This is a genomic window from Tannockella kyphosi, assembly GCF_021054785.1.
GTDB lineage: Bacteria > Bacillota_I > Bacilli_A > Erysipelotrichales > Coprobacillaceae > Tannockella > Tannockella kyphosi.
On record NZ_CP088239.1, the window covers coordinates 558595 to 577812 of the forward strand.

Here is a 19218-nt window from a genome sequence, read left to right on the forward strand (position 1 = left end):
AGCTTATTTGACAATATTTAATATTTATTATATGATTGAGTCAAATTATATTAAAGGAGATTTGTAGAGAAAGTGGACCCGAGCGAGACCCAAGTTTTAAATATTGTTTTATTTGTTATTTTATTAATTTTTTCAGGAGTTTTTTCATGCACGGAAACAGCGTTATTATCTGTTAATAAAATTCGTATCCGTACATTAGCACAAGAGGGAAATAAGAAAGCGAAATTAGTTGAAAAGTTGTTATCAAATAGTGATCGTTTATTTAGTTCTATTTTAGTGGGAAATAACTTAGTGAATATTGGAGCATCTTCCTTAACAACGGCTGTAGTTATTGGGATGTTTGGTGATTCAGCACAAATGGTTGCTTATGCAACAGGTTTTGTAACGTTATGTATTTTAATATTTGGTGAGATTACACCAAAAACATTTGCTACAAGACATGCTGATACGATTGCTTTATCAATATCTGGATTTATTAATTTTGTATATATTATATTTACACCAATTGTTATTGTCTTAAATATTGTAACAGGTTTTATCATTCGCCTGATGGGGGCAGATAACGATAATGGACCAACGATGACAGAAGAAGAATTAAAAACCATTGTTACTGTTGGCCATGAAGAAGGTGTATTAGAAGAACAAGAAAAAGAAATGCTTCATAATGTGTTCGAATTTGGGGATACGGAAATTAAAGAAATTATGACTCCTAGAGTTCATGTTGAAAGTATTGGTGATGATTGTACTTATGGTGAACTTAAGGAAATATATAAAAGTGGACAATATTCAAGATATCCTGTTCACAGTGAATCATTTGATGAAATTGTAGGGGTTTTAAATATTAAAGACTTATTGTTCTTTGATGGTTCAAAAGAGGAATTCTCTGTAAAAGATCATTTACGTGAACCATTTGTTGTTTATGAGTTTAATCAAATATCTGATGTATTTGCTTCTATGCGTAAGGAGCATGCAACATTGGCTGTTGTTTTGGATGAATATGGAGTAATGGCAGGTATTGTGACTTTTGAAGATATCGTAGAAGAAATTGTTGGTGAAATTGACGATGAGTACGATGATGAAAAAGAGGAAACTATTACGCAAGTAAGTGAAAATGAGTATTTAGTAGTTGGTACACTAAGTTTGAATGATGTTAATGATGAAATTGATACTAATTTTGAATCAGAAGATTTTGAATCGATTGGTGGATTAGTTTTAGGTCAGTTTAGTGGAGTACCAGAAGTAGATGATCAAATCATTTTAGATGAAGCTATTTTCAAAATAGTAGAAATGCATAAAAATAGAATTGAGAAGCTACTAGTAACGTTAGTGAAAAAGGAAGAAGACGAAGAGTAAAAGTCATCTTTAAAGATGACTTTTCTTATTCAAGGAAGGATTGTAGGATGAAAGTAGAAAATTTAGAAATTAAAAAAATTGGTATTAATGGAGAAGGGATAACTTATATAGATAGAAAGATAACCTTTGTTCCAGGTGCCTTGCCAGGAGAAATAGTGGATGTTGATATTGTTAAACAAACACGATCATTTTATGAAGCAAAAGTAATTAATATTAAAGAGTATAGTGAGAATCGTATTAAAGTATCATGTTCATTAAATAAAGATTGTTTAGGGTGTTCTTTGTTACATATGAAATACCCATTACAAACACAATATAAAAAAGAATCAGTAAGAGAATCTATTCGTAAATATACGAATTATGATTTATCTAAAACTGTATTTAAAGATGTAATTCCACCAAAAAACAAACAAGGATTTATTCAAGAAGTAAATCTTCCAATTGTTCGTTCAAAAGGAACAATTACTTTTGGTATCTATCAAAGAGAAAGTAAATATTTAACAGTATTAACAAACTGTTTTAAACAAAATGAAGCAATTAATGCTTGCTTAAAACAATTAGAAAAAATTCTAACTGAAAATAATTGTAAAACATATAGTGATAAATTTAAAACAGGTCTAAGATTTTTAAAAGTAAAAATAATTGAAAATAAAATACAATTAGTATTTATTACTGGTAAAGATGGTTTAGATAATGATGTTATTCAATTAATTAGTAACATAGAAGGAGTAGAAGGAATATTTGTTAGTGTTAATACTACAAAACATCAAGAATTTGATGAAGTAGGATATTCTAAAGCAGGTGGTAGTACTCGTTTGGAATTAGATGTTGATGGAAAGAAAATTAAAACATCAATTAAATCATCGATTGGTGAAAATTATGAGATGGAAATAAAAAAAGCAAAAGAAATTGTAAAACTATTAGAAGATAGTAAACAAGTATTGTCATTGAATTGTGGAATTGGATTAGTAGAAGTATTAAGTAATAAACCTTTTATATCAGTAGATGAAAAGAATTATCATATTGAAGATGCTAAATTAAATGCAAAATATTTAAATCGTGATAATGTGAAGTTTGTAAAAGGGGATAGTGACGATAAGATTGTTTTATATGCTAAAAAAAGAGAGTGTGATACTTTCTTGATTCAAAATGGCCGTTTTGGATTAACTGATATTATGAAACAAAGTATATTCTTATCAAAAGTAAAAAATGTTGTTATTAGTTGTGAATCTCATTCCACTCTTGCTAAAGATTTAGCAGAGTTAGAAAAAAGCTATTATTTAGAAAAAATAGTAGCATTAGATACCCATCTATATACACCATATGTTACAACAATTGTAAAACTAGTTAGAAAGTAGGGAAAGAAAATGGAAATCAGCTATAAACCAAAAGGAGTATGTGCAAGTGCAATGCATATTCAAGTAGAAGAAGGAAAAATCATTGAAGCTAAAATTATTGGTGGATGTCCTGGAAATGGACTGGGAGTATGTTCTTTAATTAAAGGTTTGGATGTAACAGATGCAATCGCTCGTATGGAAGGGATTCGTTGTGGAGCAAAACCAACAAGTTGCCCTGATCAATTAGCACAAGCATTAAAACAAACTTTGTAGTTATTAAAAATCTTGTTTGACACGTCACTGATGGTGGCGTTTTTTGTTTACTTCTGTTTTTTAGCAGTTTTTCTTTTTTTTGATTAGTGAATAGGTTACAATTGAATAGACAATATATTGAAAATGTATCAAAATAAATAGATAATAAAACGTATTTAAGATACGGGAAAGCAGGGGATTTTATGATATTTTATAAAAATGTATATCTTCATCAAGGTGATGAATTTATTTTAAAAGATTTTGCTATTGAAGATGGTTGTTTTTTGTTTTCAAATATAGAGGATGATTGTGAAGTTATTGATATGAATTATCAAAAAATCATACCTGGTCTTATTGATATTCATAGTCATGGAGCAAAAGGTGTGGACTTTAACAATATTGATAAAAAGGCAGTAGAAGAAGTATGTTCTTACTTTTATAGCCAAGGAGTAGTAGGTGTATATCCAACATTGTTAACAGATGATAAAGATGTGATCATAAAATCTATCCAAACATTAGTAGAAAGTAAGGAAAGTGGTGCTGATAGTATTTTGGGTATTCATATAGAAGGGCCATTTATTTGTGAGGAGTTTAAAGCATGTATGCCGTCTTGTTATCTAAGGTTACCAGATAAAGCATTGTTTGATGAATTTTACGATGCTTCGAAAGGATTATTTCAAATTATGACAATGTCAGCTGAATTAGAAGGGGCTAGTGATTTAGTAAAACATGCTGTTAAAAAAGGAGTTGTTATTTCTTTAGGACATAGTGGTGCAAATGGGCAACAAGCACAATCTTTTATAGATGCAGGAGCTAGTAATGCGACTCATTTAGGAAATGCTATGAAACAACCTACACAACATGATTTATTTGTTTGTGGAACTGTTTTAAATAGTGATATTTATTCTGAAATCATATGTGATGGAGCTCATATAAATAAAACAGTTGTCCAATATTGGTTTAAAGTAAGACCTCATAATAAAATGATATTAGTTACTGATTCTATTATGGCAACAGGTCTAAGTGATGGTGAATATCGTTTAGGAATCAATGAGGTTATTGTAGAAAATAAACATGCTTGGTTAAAACATGCAAGAAAAACAAGAGCGGGTAGTACATTAACAGCTATTGAAGCTGTAAGAAATCTGTCTCAATTTCTTGGTTTACCATTTGTTCAGTGTGTGAAATTTATGAGTGAAAACCCAGCTAAAGCACTTTCTATTTTTGATCGAGTAGGATCTATTGAAGAAGGAAAAGAAGCTAGTTTTGTTGTGTTAGATGATCAATATGAAGTTCTTGAAACATATCTTAAAGGAAATTGTGTTTATAAAAAATAAATCATATTATAGGATGTATATACTTTTTAAGAAAATTTATTTATTAAAAAATAATTGATATTATCAACGTTTATAAGAATATCATGAGGAGTTTATAAACTCCTCTTTTTTTTATAGGAAGGCTTTGTTATAATAGAGAAAAGCCTCTTAAATTTTGTCCAGTTTAACAAGTGACAAAGTTCAAATTCAAAAGATAGGAATTTGTCACTTGTACTTGTATACTGTAGTTGTAAAGATAAGTATAAGAAAGGACAAAAATGAAAATGAAAGAAAAAGTACAAAAAATCGGACGCGTATTAAGTGCAATGGTAATGCCTAATATCGCAGTATTTATCGCATGGGGGTTAGTAACATCAGTATTTATTGAAAATGGTTGGTTTCCAAATGCAACCTTAGCTGAGTTAGTAGATCCAATGAATCAATATTTATTACCAATCTTAATTGCTTACACAGGTGGTTATAATGTTTATGGTCAACGTGGAGCAACTGTAGGTTCTATTATGACAATTGGGGTATTGGTAGGAGCACCAATTCCAATGTTTATAGGAGCAATGATTTGTGGGCCTTTAGGGGCATTCTTAATTAAAAAATTAGATGAAGTATTACAAGGACATATCAAAGAAGGATTTGAAATGTTGGTTAATAACTTCTCAGCTGGTATCTTAGGGTTTATCCTTGCTGTTATTGGTTGTTTAGCTATTAATCCTGCTTGTTTAGCTTTAAATGATGTATTAACTATCGGAGTTAATTTCTTAGTGGATAGAGGATTATTACCATTACTTTCAGTAATTGTAGAACCAGCAAAAGTATTATTCTTAAATAATGCTATTAACCACGGAATTTTCTCACCAATTGGAATCCAAGAAGTATTATCTCAAGGATCTTCTATTTTCTATTTAATTGAATCAAATCCTGGTCCAGGTTTAGGAATTTTACTTGCATATTGTTTCTTTGGAAAAGGCGCTGCAAAATCTTCTGCATCAGGAGCAGCAATTATTCATTTCTTTGGGGGAATACATGAAATTTACTTCCCATATATTTTAATGAATCCATTATTAATTATTGCAGCAATAGCTGGGGGAGCAACTGGAGTCTTTGTCAATGTATTATTTGGTTCAGGTTTAGTATCTGCAGCATCACCAGGAAGTATTATTGCAATCTTAACAATGTGTGCACCGGATAGTTATTTTGGAGTATGTGTCAGTATCGCGGCAGCAACGGTTGTAGCATTTGTAGTGGCAGCATTTATTCTTAAATTCACTAACTCAAAAGAAGACTTAGATGAAGCACAAGCAGAAAGTAAACAATTAAAAACTGCTACACCAACTCAAGAAGCAGTAGCGGTGAAAAAAGACTTATCAACATTACGTAAAATCGTATTTGCTTGTGATGCCGGAATGGGTTCTAGTGCAATGGGAGCAACTATCCTAACTAAAAAATTAAAAGCAGCAGGAATTGATGTAACGGTTCCTCATTATGCAATTAATGATATTCCTAGTGATACAGAAGTAGTTGTTACACATCAATCATTAGTAGGACGTGTAGAAGATAATCTACCAAATGTTGTTATCTTCCCAATTACTAACTTTATGGGTGGTACAGAATACGATGACATTATTGAAAAATTAAAATAAGGGAGACAAAAGTATGTATTCATCTCGTCAAATTAAAATTATATCTCAATGTTTAGGTAGAGATGATTACATTACTTATCAGGAAATCTCTGATCACTTAGAAATAAGCACACGTACAATCATGCGTGAAATAACATATATTAATGATGAACTACGTAATTCACAATTGCGTATTGAAACTAAAAAAGGAAAAGGCATTTGTTTAGTAGGGGATGAAGAAAAGAAACAGAACTTACTGATTGATATCCAAGGATCAAAAGTTGATTATATGGATAAACAAGAACGCCAAGAACTTCTATGTTTAGAGTTATTACAATCGAAACAAATTCAAAAATTATATTACTATAGTAATAAATTCCAAGTATCAGAAGCAACTATTTCACATGACTTGGATGATGTAGAACAATTCTTAGAGAAATATGAAGTGGAATTAATTCGTCGTCCTGGTTTTGGAATAGGAGTTATCGCGAATGAAACATCTATTCGTAGAGCTATTTCATCGATTATTAATAATACGGTACAACACCATATTATGAATATTGATTTTGATCGTTATTCATTCCAAGATGTTTTACAACAACTAGCGGCAACGAATAATACAAATATGCAAAAAGTATTAGATTTTGATATTTTAAAGAAAATATTAATTGTTTTTAGAGAAAATCGTCAAGCATTTAAATTAGATCAAATGGCTAAAAGTTCTTATATTGGATTATTAATTCATTTAATGATTGCAGTTGGAAGAATGCAAACATTTGAAAGTTTAGAGAAAAACAGAGAAGTTATTGAATTAGTAAAAGATAAAGAAGCATTGATGCGAGCTGAAATGATTTTTCAATGTTTAGCTAGTGAGTTTGATATAGAAGTGGATGAAGTAGAATGTGCGTTTATTGCAATTCATTTAGAGAGTTCGAAAGCTACGATGGTGGACTTAGAAAACCCAATTGAAGAGCATTATGATGTTATCTTGCGAATGCTGCATATCTTTAAAGAAAATGGTTATAACCTGTTTGGAGATTATGAATTAATTCAAAGCTTATCAGCGCATCTAAAACCAGCATTACTTCGCTTACAATATCAATTACCTATTTATAATCCTTTATTAAAAGAAATAAAAGAAAATTATAAAGAGATATTTAAGGTATGTCAAAAAGCTGGTACAATATTTGAAGAAACATATCATTACTATTTAAATGATGATGAAATAGGTTACTTAGTTCTCCATTTTGCAGCAGCAATTGAAAGATATAAGTTATCAAACTTAAGAAAAATTACAGTAGGAATTGTATGTAGTAGTGGAATTGGGATGTCAGCATTATTAATGGCTCGTTTAAAAAGAGTAGTTGATAAGAATGTTCGATTTATTCCTTTATCAATTAGTGATGTAGATAAAAATGACTGTGAGTTATTAATCTCTACCTTTGTTGTAGAAAACGCTATTCAAGTAACTCCACTATTAAATCAAAGTGATGTAGTTGAAGTATTAAAAGTTATTAATACAAAACGTAAACAATTACCGAAAGTAGAAACAAAAACAGTTGATTTTGACTTAATGGATGCAGTAGAATTTATCAAACAGGTAGTAACTAATTTAGAAGTTCATATGTTACAAAGTGATTGTGATAAATCACAAATGATTGATTTTGTATGTGCAAAAATGCTGGATAACCCTGAACTAGTCAAAGTAATTCAAAAAAGAGAAGAGAATGGTAGTACAATGTATCAAAACTTCCATTTTGGTTTATTACATGCAACAACAGATTTAGTAGATCATTGTCTTGTTAAGGTTTTTTTACCAGAAAAACCTTTTACAAACAAAGCATTACAAGATATTGATGTTATCTTATGTATGCTTTTACCAACAAATGCTTGTGAAAGTCATCGACAAATGATGTCCACTATTTCTGTTATGTTAATAGAAGAACCAACATTCTTTGAAACACTACTAGTAGGAAATAAAGAAGAAATTCAGTCTGTATTGCAAATTCATTTACAGCAATATATTACAACGAAGATTAGGGAGGAATAAGAATGATAAATGTTTACTTTGCTTGTGATGCCGGGATGGGATCAAGTGCTTTAGGAGCTTCTATGCTTAGAAAGTATGTTAATCAAGATATAAAAGTAAGTCATTGTTCAGTTTATAAAATACCAACTAGTTGTGATGTTGTTATTGTCCAAAAACACTTGTCATCTCAAGTAGATGACCGTAATAAATACAAAAGAATATATGATATATTATATTTTTTAGATGATAAAATACTTAGAGAAATCGCGAAGGAGATTAATAAAATGGGAAATAATGAAATGTTAAAAAAAGAGGCTATTATCTTAAATTGTGCATCTTGTACAAGTGATGAAGCTATTGTAGCAATGGGAGAATTATTACAGGCTCATGGTTATATTGAAGCACCATATATTCAAGGAATGTTAAATAGAGATCATGATTTAACAACTTATTTAGGGAATGATTTAGCTATTCCTCATGGTGAATTTGATGTAAAGAAATATGTATTAAATACTGGTATTGCAGTAATGATTTATCCAAATGGAATTGATTGGAATGGAAATTTAGTACGTATCGTTATTGGTATTGCTGCAAAAGGTGATGACCATATGGAAATCTTATCAAATATTGCTATTACATTATGTGAAATGGAAACAGTAGATCAAATAGTAGCTAGTGATGACGTTGATTTTATTCGTAATATTTTAGTGGAAGGAGCATAAATTTATGATAATCACAGTAACTTTAAATCCCGCAATTGATAAAACAGCACAATTAGAAATGTTAGAAGTAAATGAATTAAATCGTTTAACAAATGTTATTTTAGATGCTGGTGGAAAAGGTATTAATGTTTCGAAAGCAATTCAAGAATTAGGGGGTACATCTATTTGTACAGGTTTTATTGCAGGTACAAATGGAAAATGGATTCAAGATGAATTAGTTGAAAAAGGGTTGGAATGTCGTTTTAAAGAAGTTCCTGGTAATACCAGAATGAATTTAAAAGTTCTTGATAAAGAAATGAATTTAACAGAGTTAAATGAAACAGGATTACCTATTAGTAAAGAAGATATAGAGTCTTTTACGGAACAATTAATTAACATGTGTAATCCAGGGGATACTGTGGTATTGGCTGGTAGTGTTCCTGCTGGCGTAGAAAAAAACATTTATTTTGATTTAACAAAATTGTTAAAATCTAAAGGAATGAAAGTAGTATTAGATGCTGATGGAGAATTATTTGATTTAGGTATTGAAGCAGGTCCTAGTGTTATTAAACCTAATAAATATGAGTTGTGTAAATACTTTGATTTATCTAAAGATATTAGTGATGAAGAAATGGTAGAACATGCTAAAAAATTATTAGATAAAGGAATGGAAACAATCGCTATTTCTTTAGGATCTAGAGGAGCTATCTTTGTAAGAAAAGAAAAAGTAGCTTATGTAAAAGGCTTAAAAATCAAAGCACATTCTGCAGTAGGTGCTGGTGATTCTATGGTTGGTGCTATTAGTTATGCTATGGAACAACAATTAAACTTTGAAGACTTTATTACTTTAGCAGTTGCAACTTCTGCTGGTGCAGTTATGACAGAAGGTACGAAAGCTCCAAGTATCGATGTAGTAAAAGGTTTAATGGAACAAGTAGAAATAGAATTTAAAGATTAGAATAGAGAAATCTATTCTTTTTTTATTTGTTATACATATATTTTATTGGTGATACTATGTTTATAAAAATAAAGAAATTACAGTTTTTATGTAGTTTATGTTTGTTATTTCAAGTGTTTTTAGCTTCTTGGTTTATTCCTTTTCACTTGATAGCAGCTATTTTATCTATTTTTATTATTTTATGGCAAAGAAGATATAAAGCAATATGTATTCAATATCATTATTACATTCTTTGTTTATATTTTTTTAGAATTTATTTATTATCAACTAATTGTTGGTACTTTTTAGAATTCGGATATTTAGTAAGTGTTTTATTTTTAGGAATGTTTTTATTTTTAATTTCTCTACATGCAATCTTGTAAAAGAGTATCAAGGACATATAAATCGTGATATAATAATCAAAGGAAGTAGGGTGATTGTATGATTGGACATTTACAAGTTTATACTAGCTATAGTTTTCAACAAAGTACTATTTTAATCAAGGAACTTTGTCAGCAAGCAAAACATTTAGGATATCAAGCATTAGCGATTAATGATGTTAACTCTATGTATGGTGTTGCTGAGTTTTATGGTGTTTGTAAAAGCTATGGATTAAAACCAGTAATTGGTATGGAAGCAACAGTTTTGATTGAAGGAGATAAATATTCTTTGTTATTATATGCAAAAGATACGACTGGTTATTTTGATTTAATAAAAATTAGTACTAAAATCCAATTATCTGATGATCATGCAATCGATTTAGAAGGATTATATGTATATAGTGAACATTTATATGTTGTTTCAGGTTGTCAAGAAGGAATTATTGAACGTTCTTTAGATAAAGAAATGGATGTTTTAGCAGATAATTATGTTTCTTTATTAAAAAATAAATTTCATGATAATTTCTTTTTATGTATTCAAAATCATGGTTTATTAATACAACAAAAAAGAAACCAAAAATTAATAGAATTAGCTTCTAAATATCAAATAAAAGTATGTTGTTCTAATGAAGTACGCTATCTTCAAGAAAAGGATTCCCTAGCATTAGATTTACTACATGCTAGCTCTTTAAATTATACATTAGATAAAATGCATGAACCTATTACCACACAATTATATTTAAAAGATGCTAATTCAATGTGTTCCTTGTTTAACCAAGAGTATATTGATAATACAAACTTTATTTTATCATCTTGTAATGTGACTATTCCTATGGGGGAAATGCATTTACCTAAATATGATTTACCAGAAACAGTAGATACCAATGCTTATTTAAAACAATTATGTAATGTAGGACTAAATAAAAGATTAAATGGAAATGTAAACCAAACATACCAAGCACGCTTAGAAAAAGAACTAGGTGTTATTCAAAAGATGGGTTTCTGTGATTATTTTTTAATTGTTTTTGATTATGTTCGTTTTGCTAAAAAAGAAGGAATTCTAGTAGGACCAGGTAGAGGAAGTGCGGCCGGAAGTTTAGTAGCTTATGTTTTAGGGATTACCAATGTAGATCCAATTGAACATGATTTACTTTTTGAACGTTTTTTAAATGAAGACCGTATTTCTATGCCAGATATTGATGTTGATTTTCAAGATAATCGTAGAGAAGAGGTAGTAGCCTATATTACCCAAAAGTATGGGAAGGATAATGTTGCTCAAATTGTTACTTTTTCAACATATGGTCCTAAAGTAGCGTTACGTGATTTAGCAAAGGTAATGAATATTCCAACTGTTAGAGTGGATATTCTTTCCAAAATGATACCAACAGATTTGAAAAGCAAAAAATCAATTGCTCAATTAATGGAAGAATCTTATGAGTTTTCTAGCTTTGTAAATAAAGATGACTTATTATCTAAGATTATTCAAAGTGCGATCATAGTTGAAAAACTACCTAGAAATATTTCTACCCATGCTGCTGGTATTGTGTTATCAAAAGATGTATTAATGCATGTTGTCCCTTTAGCAAAAACAAATACTGGTGTTATTAGTCAATATTCTAAAAAGTATATTGAATCGATCGGTTTATTAAAAATGGATGTTTTAGGATTAAGAAACTTAACACTTTTACAATATATGATAGAAGACATAGAAAGAGTTTATCATAAAAAAATAAACATTAATAATTTAGATACAAATGATCAAAAAACATTTGAATTATTTAGAAGAGGAGATACTTTTGGTATTTTCCAATTAGAATCTACTGGTATTAGAAATCTTATTCGATCAATGCAATGTGATTGTTTTAATGATATTGTTGCTACTATTGCTTTATATCGACCAGGTCCAATGGAAAATAATCCTATTTATATTGCTCGTAAAACAAAAAAAGAAGCAATTATATATCCTTTAGAACAATTAAAACCAATCTTAGAACCTACTTATGGAATATTTATTTATCAAGAACAAATTATGCAAGTAGCTACACTTATTGCTGGTTTTTCTTTATCAAAAGCAGATATCTTACGTAAAGCAATGTCTGATAAAAACCTTGAGACAATGAAGTCTTTAAAACAAGAGTTTTTAGACGGTGGTGTTCAAAATGGATATAATAAAGAAGAAGTAAGTCATATTTATGATTTGATTGAAAAATTTGCAGACTATGGATTTAATAAATCACATTCGGTTGTATATGCTCAAATTGCTTATCAACAAGCTTATATCAAAGCTAATTTTCCATTAGTATTCTTTAGTTCTAATTTATCGAATGATCAATCTAGTGCCACAAGTAAGCTAAGAATCATTCAAGAGATGAAAAAGAATAATATGATGTTATTGCCTCCATCTATTAATAAATCAACAAATCGATTTACAATTGAAGGAGATAATATTCGTTATTCTTTATTAGCAGTTAAGAATATTGGACAAGCAGGTTATCAAGCTATTATTGATGCAAGACAGGCTGGACCTTTTAAGGACTTTTTTGATTTTTTATCAAGAGTACAAAATAGTCGCTTAAACCAAGCTATGATTGAAAGCTTAATAGATGCTGGAGCATTTGATGAATTTGGTTATAACAGACCAACTATTAAAGCAAATATTAGTAAATTTATGGAATTTTCAACGATGGCCAATAGCTTTGGAATAGAGGTTCCTCCACAAATTCAATTAATCAAAGAAAAAAAATTACAAACATTAGAATTAGAGAAAAATGCTTTAGGAATCTATTTAACAAGTCATCCAATCGTACTAGCAAAATCATCATTAGATACAGATTTTATTAATATAATGGATTTAGAGAAATATCGAGGAAAATATGTTGCAGTTATGATTCAAATTCAAAAAGTACGTAAAATATTTGATAAAAAGAATAATCAAATGTGCTTTATAGAAGGAAATGATGAAACTGGAAGTATAGAAGGTGTTGTATTTAGTCAAGTATTTGATCGATGTAGAGATCAATTAAAAATAGGTAATATAGTATATATAGAAGCAAAGGTTGATAATAAAGATAAATTATCTTTATTAATCAACCAAGTAAAAGAAAGAGGTATTTCATGAAAAAAATGATATTAATCGATGGTAACTTCTGGTTATTTAGTTGTTACTATGCAACAGCAGCAATGGGTAACTTAATGGTAAATAAAGATGGTGTACCAACCAATGGGGTATACGGATTCGCCCAAAGATTAGGAAGTGTCTTAAAAGAAAATCCTGATTATGTAGTTGTTGCTTTTGATGCAAAAGGGAAAACATTCCGTAGTGATATGTTAGAACAATATAAAGAAAACAGAAAAGAAACACCTCAAGAATTAACATGTCAATTTCCAATGGTGAAAGAGTTTTTAGATGCTTATCAAATTCAACACTTAGAATTAACTGGTTATGAAGGCGATGATATTATTGGAACAATTGCTAATAAAGCAAGTAAAGAAGGTATTGAAGTACATATTTATACAAATGATAAAGATATGATGCAGTTAGTAAATGAATCGGTGCATCAATATAAAAAGCCACAAAAAAGTGATAATTATAATATTATCACACCTACTTCTTTTTATGAAGAATATGGGATTAGTTGTGATCAAATGAGAGACTTATTAGGATTAATGGGAGATACTGCAGATAATATTCCTGGTATTACAGGTGTTGGTCCTAAAACGGCAATTAAACTAATCAAAGAATATGAAACAGTTGAAAATCTAAAAGAACATAGTGATGAATTAAAAGGAAAAATAGGACAAACTATTCGTGAACAAATTGATATGGCAATACTATCAAAAGAATTAGCTACAATAGATATTAATGTACCACTAGAATATGATCTTGAAAGTTCTATCTACCAACCTTATGACTATGAAAAACTAGCAGCTTTTTATCGTCGTTATGATATGCAATCATTATTAAAAAGAATTTCTTTACAAAAAACGCAAACTCCCATAAAAACATCAAATGATATCAAACCTATCATTGTACAATCATTACCACCTATTAATAAAGATAGTGCATTAACAACATGTACGTATGAAGAAAATTATCATAAGTCATTATTATTAGGATTTGGTATTTATAATGAAGATCAAGCTTATTATATTTCTATTGAAAATGCATTAAAAGATGCTTCTTTTCTAGCATTTTGTAAAAATAAAGATATTAAAAAATATGGTTATGATATTAAAAGAAGTATTACTTCTAGTTTATGGCATACTATTGAAATAGAAAACTATACATTTGATTTACAGTTAGCGAGCTATATTTTATCACCTGGTTTAAAAGATGAAATGCGTAGTGTTTGTGAGTATTATCAATATTATGATGTAGCATATGATGAAGAAGTATTTGGAAAAGGTGCTAAAAAATGTATTCCTAGTGATGAAATTTTAGCGAATCATATGGTAAAGAAAGCAAAAGCTATTTATTTATTAAGACAATTAGCAGTTGATAAATTAAAAGCAGAACAACAATATGACTTATATCAAGAAATAGAGATGCCAGTTAGTAGGATTTTAGCACAAATGGAATATACTGGGGCAAAAGTAGATTTAGACTTTTTAAAGCAGTTAGAACAAAGTTATGGAAATAAAATTAAAGAATTAGAAAAAGATATACATAGTTTAGTAGGGAAAGAATTTAATATTGCTTCACCTAAACAATTAGGGGAAGTATTGTTTGTGGATTTAGGTTTACCTAGCTCTAAAAAGACAAAAACAGGATTTTCTACTTCTGTAGAAGTTTTAAATAATTTAGTGGATATCCATCCTGTTATTAAAAAAATATTAGATTATCGTTCAATTACGAAGCTATATTCTACCTATATTATTGGCTTGCAAGAACAAGTGTTTGCTGATGGTAAAATTCATACCATGTATAATCAAGCATTAACACTTACAGGAAGACTATCTTCTACAGATCCAAATTTACAAAACATTCCAGTAAAAACACCAGAAGGAAAAGATATTCGTAAAGCATTTATTCCAAGTAATGATTACTTAGTTTCTTATGATTATTCTCAAATTGAATTACGTATTCTAGCACATATGGCTGAGTGTCCTTCTTTGATTCAAGCATTTAATGATGATCAAGATATTCATGCTTATACTGCTAGCCAAATATTCCATGTCGCTCTTGATAAAGTGGATGATACAATGCGTCGTCATGCTAAGGCTATTAATTTTGGAATTGTTTATGGAATGTCCGATTTTGGTTTATCAAAACAAATAGATAGCTCTGTTAATGAAGCAAAACGATTTATTGAAAACTATTTTACAAAATATCCAGAAATTGAAAGTTATATGAAAACAAATATTCAAAAATGTAAAGAATTAGGTTATGTTGAAACTATGTTTTTACGTCGTCGTTATATACCAGAAATTAATGAAAAGAATTTTATGCGTCAAGAATTAGGAAAACGTCTTGCTATGAATTCTCCGATACAAGGAACGGGTGCTGATATTATGAAACTAGCAATGATTAAAGTAGATCAATTGTTTAAAGAAAATAATCTTCAATCTAAAATGATTTTACAAGTACACGATGAATTAATCTTTGATGTTAAAAGTGAGGAAGTAGAAAAAGTAATGGAATTAGTGCAATTAGGAATGGAACAAGCAGCTTCTTTAAATGTGGATTTAAAAGTAGAAGGAAATTATGCTAAGTCATGGTATGATTTAAAATAATATGCCAGAACTACCAGAGGTTGAAACAGTTAAAAGAACATTAAAGAATTTTGTATTAAATTGTAAGATAACAAATATTATTGTAAGATATCCTAATATTATTGATGGACAAACAGAAGAATTTATACATAGTTTAGTAGGTAAAACAATCCAAGATATTGATCGAGTTGGAAAGTATTTAATTTTCTTATTAGAAGATACTGCTTTTCTATCTCATCTGCGAATGGAAGGGAAATATAATCTAAAACAAAAGGGTTATGTTTATTCAAAACATGATCATATTATTTTTGAATTAGATAATGGGCAGGTTTTATGTTATCATGATACAAGAAAGTTTGGTCGTATGCAGTTGGTGGATAGAAATGATTATCATTATCAATTACCATTAAGTAAACTTGGACCTGAACCAATGGATGCCCAACTTCAAGAAGTTTATCCATTGATTCATAAGAGTTCACTACCAATAAAAACACTTTTATTGGATCAAACAATTATGGCTGGTATTGGAAATATTTATGCTAATGAAATATGTTTTCATATGGCAATGAATCCTAAAACAGCGGGTAAAGCTTTATCAAAGAAAAGAGTACAACAATTAATAGATATAAGTAGTGAGGTTTTATTAAAAGCAATTGATCAAGGAGGAACAACAATTCATTCATTTGATTCTAATGGTATCAATGGGCTTTTTCAAGTATCTTTAATGGTTCATACAAAAAAAGTTTGTCCTATTTGCCAAGGAGAAATAACAAAAGAAATGGTGCATCAAAGAGGTACTTATTATTGTAAAAAATGTCAAAAAAGGAGAGGTTAAAATGATACGTTGGGGAGTAATAGGAGCAGGGAATATAGCACATCGTTTTTGTGAGGCACTAAAAAGTCAAAAGGATAGTGAATTATATGCTGTGTCGTGTCGTAGTGAACAAAAAGCATTCGCTTTTCAAGAGGAGTTTCCTTGTAAGAAAGCTTATGGTACTTTTCAAGCTATTATCGATGATGAGAAGATAGATGCTGTTTATGTTGCTTTACCTCATATGTATCATTATGAGTGGGTTATTAAAGCCTTAGTAGCAAAAAAAGCGGTTATATGTGAAAAACCAGCAATGATGAGTAGTGAACAAATGAAAAAAGTAAAAGAAGTAGCAATTGAAAACAATACATTTTTTATGGAAGCAATGAAATCACGTGTTGTTCCACTATATCGTGAGTTAGTAAAGCGTGTAGATGAAATAGGAGAGATTCAAAAAGTGATTACTTCTTTTTGTAATATTTCAGAATATCAAGAAAATGCTTATCATTATCAACCAGTTCAAGGAGGTTGTTTATTGGATTTAGGTATTTATAATACAGCATTTTTAGTTGATTTTTTACAAGGGGATTATACAATGGAAGTGAATGATGTAACTTTCTATGAAAATGGAATAGAGTTGTATATTTATGCAACGATGACATATTCTAATGGAACAGTGGGGATATTAGAAACTGCATTTGATCGTAAAAAAGAGAACTTTGTTGTTTTAGAAGGAACAAAAGGGAAGATTGTAATACCTTTATTGCATCGTCCTGAAATGATGGAAATACATAAAGATGGAAATATTGAAATAGTTGAAAAGAAATATGAAATAGATGATTTCTATAGTCAAATTGATCATTCTTGTACTTGTATTGCAAGTGGTAAAATAGAAAGTGAGATTAATACTTTTGATCGTTCTATCCGTGCTATTGAAATAATAGAAAACATTAATGCATTGATTCGATGATTGTTTATGGAATAACAGGAAGTATTGCTTGTGGCAAAAGCACGGTAACAAAGTATCTATTAGAAAAAGGATATATAGTTGTTGATAGTGATAAACTAAGTCATCAGGCATTGTTTGATGAAACTTGTAAAAAACAAATTTATGAATTATTTCCAGAAGTTTTTATTAATAACAATATTGATCGTAAAAAATTAGGAGCTATTTTATTTTCTAATAAAATTGCTAAAAAACAAATAGAAAGTATTATTCATCCCTATGTTATTGAAAAATTAAATGCTGCTAAAAAACTAGATCAAAATATTCTATTTTTAGATATTCCATTATTATATGAAGCAAAGTTAGAAGGATTAGTTGATAAAGTAATTGTTGTATATGTAACCAAAGATATCCAAATAGAACGTTTAATCAAACGTGATAATTGTACGAAAGAACAGGCATTACAAAGAATTAATAACCAAATTGATATAGAAGAAAAAAGAAAGAAGGCAAATTTTGTACTCGATAATAGTTTATTACAAGAAGATTTATATAAACAAATCGATATGCTGATAGGAGAAAACATTGAAAACAAGAACAAATAGTGACACATACACAACTAGTTATTCTTATCCTATGGATGAGCCAAGACGTAAATGTTTAATGCTTCTATATCAACCAATTATAGGTTCTAGCGCAGTAAATCTATATATGACATTATTAGAAGATAGTAGCCTAAATGAAGTAGTTTCCTTACATTCTCGTCTTATTAAGCTATCTCAATTAACAATGGAACAATTACAAGAAGCAATGAAGAAACTACAGGCTGTGGGATTATTAAAAGTATTTCATAAAGATAATCATTATCTTTATGAATTATTATTACCGATGACACCCAACCAACTGTATCATCATCAAGTATTAAATACTTTGTTATTTAAGGTATTAGGAAAAGAAGAATATCTAAAAACAAAGAATCATTTTTTAGTAAAACTAATTGATAAAAATGTTTATCAAGAAGAAAAAATTTCATTTAATGATGTTTTTGATATTCAATTATTAAATAATCAGAATGTTATACAAGTAAAAGAACCAATATTTGATATTACAAAAAGTAAATTACAAGCAACTTATTCAAGAGATATTTTCTTTGAGGGAATGGAAGTATATCAAATAACTAGTAATCAATTAACAGAAGGACAAATAGAATTAATTGATCAATTAGGTATGTTATATCAAATTCCAATGATTGATATGCAAGCCTTTGTAAAAGAGAACTTTATTCAAGGAGTATTCCATGAACAAGCTTTCCATAAAACTTGTCAAGATTATTATCAAACAAAAGTACCAGAAACACTAAAAGAAGTATATCATCACCAATCAGTAGTACATACTTCCACTGGTGGAAGTGGTGAGGAACAAAAACATATCTATTATTTAGAAACAACTTCACCATATGAATTACTAAAAGCAAAACAGGGTGGTAAAGAACCAGTAAAAAGAGAATTACAATTAATTGAGTCATTACTAATAGGCTTAGGGTTAGAACAAGGTGTTATTAATGTTTTGATAGAATTTACACTTTCACAATGTGATGGAGCATTGGCACAAAAATTCATGGAATACCATGGAGCTAAATGGCAGAGAAAGAATATTAAAACAGTACAAGAAGCAATGATGGAAGCAAAAAAAGAACTTCTTTCTATTACAAAAGAGCCTTCATGGAAAACACAAAAAGAAGAGAATATACAAGAAAACATTGATACTGATTCTTTAGAAGAATTGTTATCGAAATATAACTAGGAGGGTA

At 29.2% G+C, this 19218-nt stretch carries 15 protein-coding genes; all 15 read left to right on the forward strand.

The features are described from left to right. Window positions 1-72 precede the first annotated feature (72 nt). The 15 genes from LRR82_RS02995 to LRR82_RS03065 all read left to right on the forward strand — a co-directional run bounded on the left by LRR82_RS02995 (window position 73) and on the right by LRR82_RS03065 (window position 19211). Window positions 73-1353 carry a hemolysin family protein gene (locus LRR82_RS02995; protein WP_249030018.1) on the forward strand — a complete coding sequence of 427 codons (1281 nt, stop codon included), beginning with the start codon at window positions 73-75 and terminating at the stop codon, window positions 1351-1353. Window positions 1354-1400: 47 nt separating this feature from the next. Then, window positions 1401-2711: a TRAM domain-containing protein gene (locus tag LRR82_RS03000; protein ID WP_249030019.1), complete on the forward strand. Its 1311-nt coding sequence runs from the start codon at window positions 1401-1403 to the stop codon at window positions 2709-2711. Window positions 2712-2720: 9 nt separating this feature from the next. Further along, window positions 2721-2963, forward strand: coding sequence for a TIGR03905 family TSCPD domain-containing protein (locus LRR82_RS03005; protein ID WP_249030020.1), 243 nt, complete (start codon window positions 2721-2723; stop codon window positions 2961-2963). 182 nt (window positions 2964-3145) lie between these two features. Next, entirely contained in the window at window positions 3146-4279 is a 1134-nt protein-coding gene (gene nagA, locus LRR82_RS03010) for an N-acetylglucosamine-6-phosphate deacetylase (protein WP_249030021.1), read from the forward strand. Between the two features lie 263 nt (window positions 4280-4542). Beyond that, window positions 4543-5913 (forward strand): PTS mannitol transporter subunit IICB, encoded by a 1371-nt coding sequence (locus tag LRR82_RS03015; protein ID WP_249030022.1) that lies wholly within the window; start codon window positions 4543-4545, stop codon window positions 5911-5913. A 13-nt stretch (window positions 5914-5926) separates the two neighbouring features. Then, the gene (locus LRR82_RS03020; protein ID WP_249030023.1) at window positions 5927-7942 is read left to right on the forward strand and encodes a BglG family transcription antiterminator; all 2016 of its coding nucleotides are present in this window, start codon (window positions 5927-5929) and stop codon (window positions 7940-7942) included. A 2-nt stretch (window positions 7943-7944) separates the two neighbouring features. Next, the gene (locus tag LRR82_RS03025) at window positions 7945-8643 is read left to right on the forward strand and encodes a PTS sugar transporter subunit IIA (RefSeq protein ID WP_249030024.1); all 699 of its coding nucleotides are present in this window, start codon (window positions 7945-7947) and stop codon (window positions 8641-8643) included. Window positions 8644-8647: 4 nt separating this feature from the next. After that, entirely contained in the window at window positions 8648-9580 is a 933-nt protein-coding gene (gene pfkB / locus LRR82_RS03030) for a 1-phosphofructokinase (protein WP_249030025.1), read from the forward strand. Between the two features lie 56 nt (window positions 9581-9636). Next, window positions 9637-9942 (forward strand): hypothetical protein, encoded by a 306-nt coding sequence (locus LRR82_RS03035; RefSeq protein WP_249030026.1) that lies wholly within the window; start codon window positions 9637-9639, stop codon window positions 9940-9942. Window positions 9943-10000: 58 nt separating this feature from the next. Then, window positions 10001-13057 carry a DNA polymerase III subunit alpha gene (gene dnaE, locus LRR82_RS03040; RefSeq protein ID WP_249030027.1) on the forward strand — a complete coding sequence of 1019 codons (3057 nt, stop codon included), beginning with the start codon at window positions 10001-10003 and terminating at the stop codon, window positions 13055-13057. After that, window positions 13054-15672, forward strand: a complete 2619-nt coding sequence (gene polA / locus LRR82_RS03045; protein ID WP_249030028.1) for a DNA polymerase I — start codon at window positions 13054-13056, stop codon at window positions 15670-15672. The genes dnaE and polA overlap by 4 nt, the downstream gene beginning before the upstream one ends. A gap of 1 nt (window position 15673) precedes the next feature. Continuing rightward, the gene (mutM, locus tag LRR82_RS03050; RefSeq protein ID WP_249030029.1) at window positions 15674-16486 is read left to right on the forward strand and encodes a DNA-formamidopyrimidine glycosylase; all 813 of its coding nucleotides are present in this window, start codon (window positions 15674-15676) and stop codon (window positions 16484-16486) included. A 1-nt stretch (window position 16487) separates the two neighbouring features. Then, window positions 16488-17432 carry a Gfo/Idh/MocA family protein gene (locus tag LRR82_RS03055; protein WP_249030030.1) on the forward strand — a complete coding sequence of 315 codons (945 nt, stop codon included), beginning with the start codon at window positions 16488-16490 and terminating at the stop codon, window positions 17430-17432. Then, the gene (gene coaE, locus LRR82_RS03060) at window positions 17429-18013 is read left to right on the forward strand and encodes a dephospho-CoA kinase (RefSeq protein ID WP_249030031.1); all 585 of its coding nucleotides are present in this window, start codon (window positions 17429-17431) and stop codon (window positions 18011-18013) included. Before LRR82_RS03055 ends, coaE begins: the two co-directional genes overlap by 4 nt. Beyond that, the gene (locus LRR82_RS03065; RefSeq protein WP_249030032.1) at window positions 17994-19211 is read left to right on the forward strand and encodes a DnaD domain protein; all 1218 of its coding nucleotides are present in this window, start codon (window positions 17994-17996) and stop codon (window positions 19209-19211) included. The genes coaE and LRR82_RS03065 overlap by 20 nt, the downstream gene beginning before the upstream one ends. Window positions 19212-19218 lie beyond the last annotated feature (7 nt).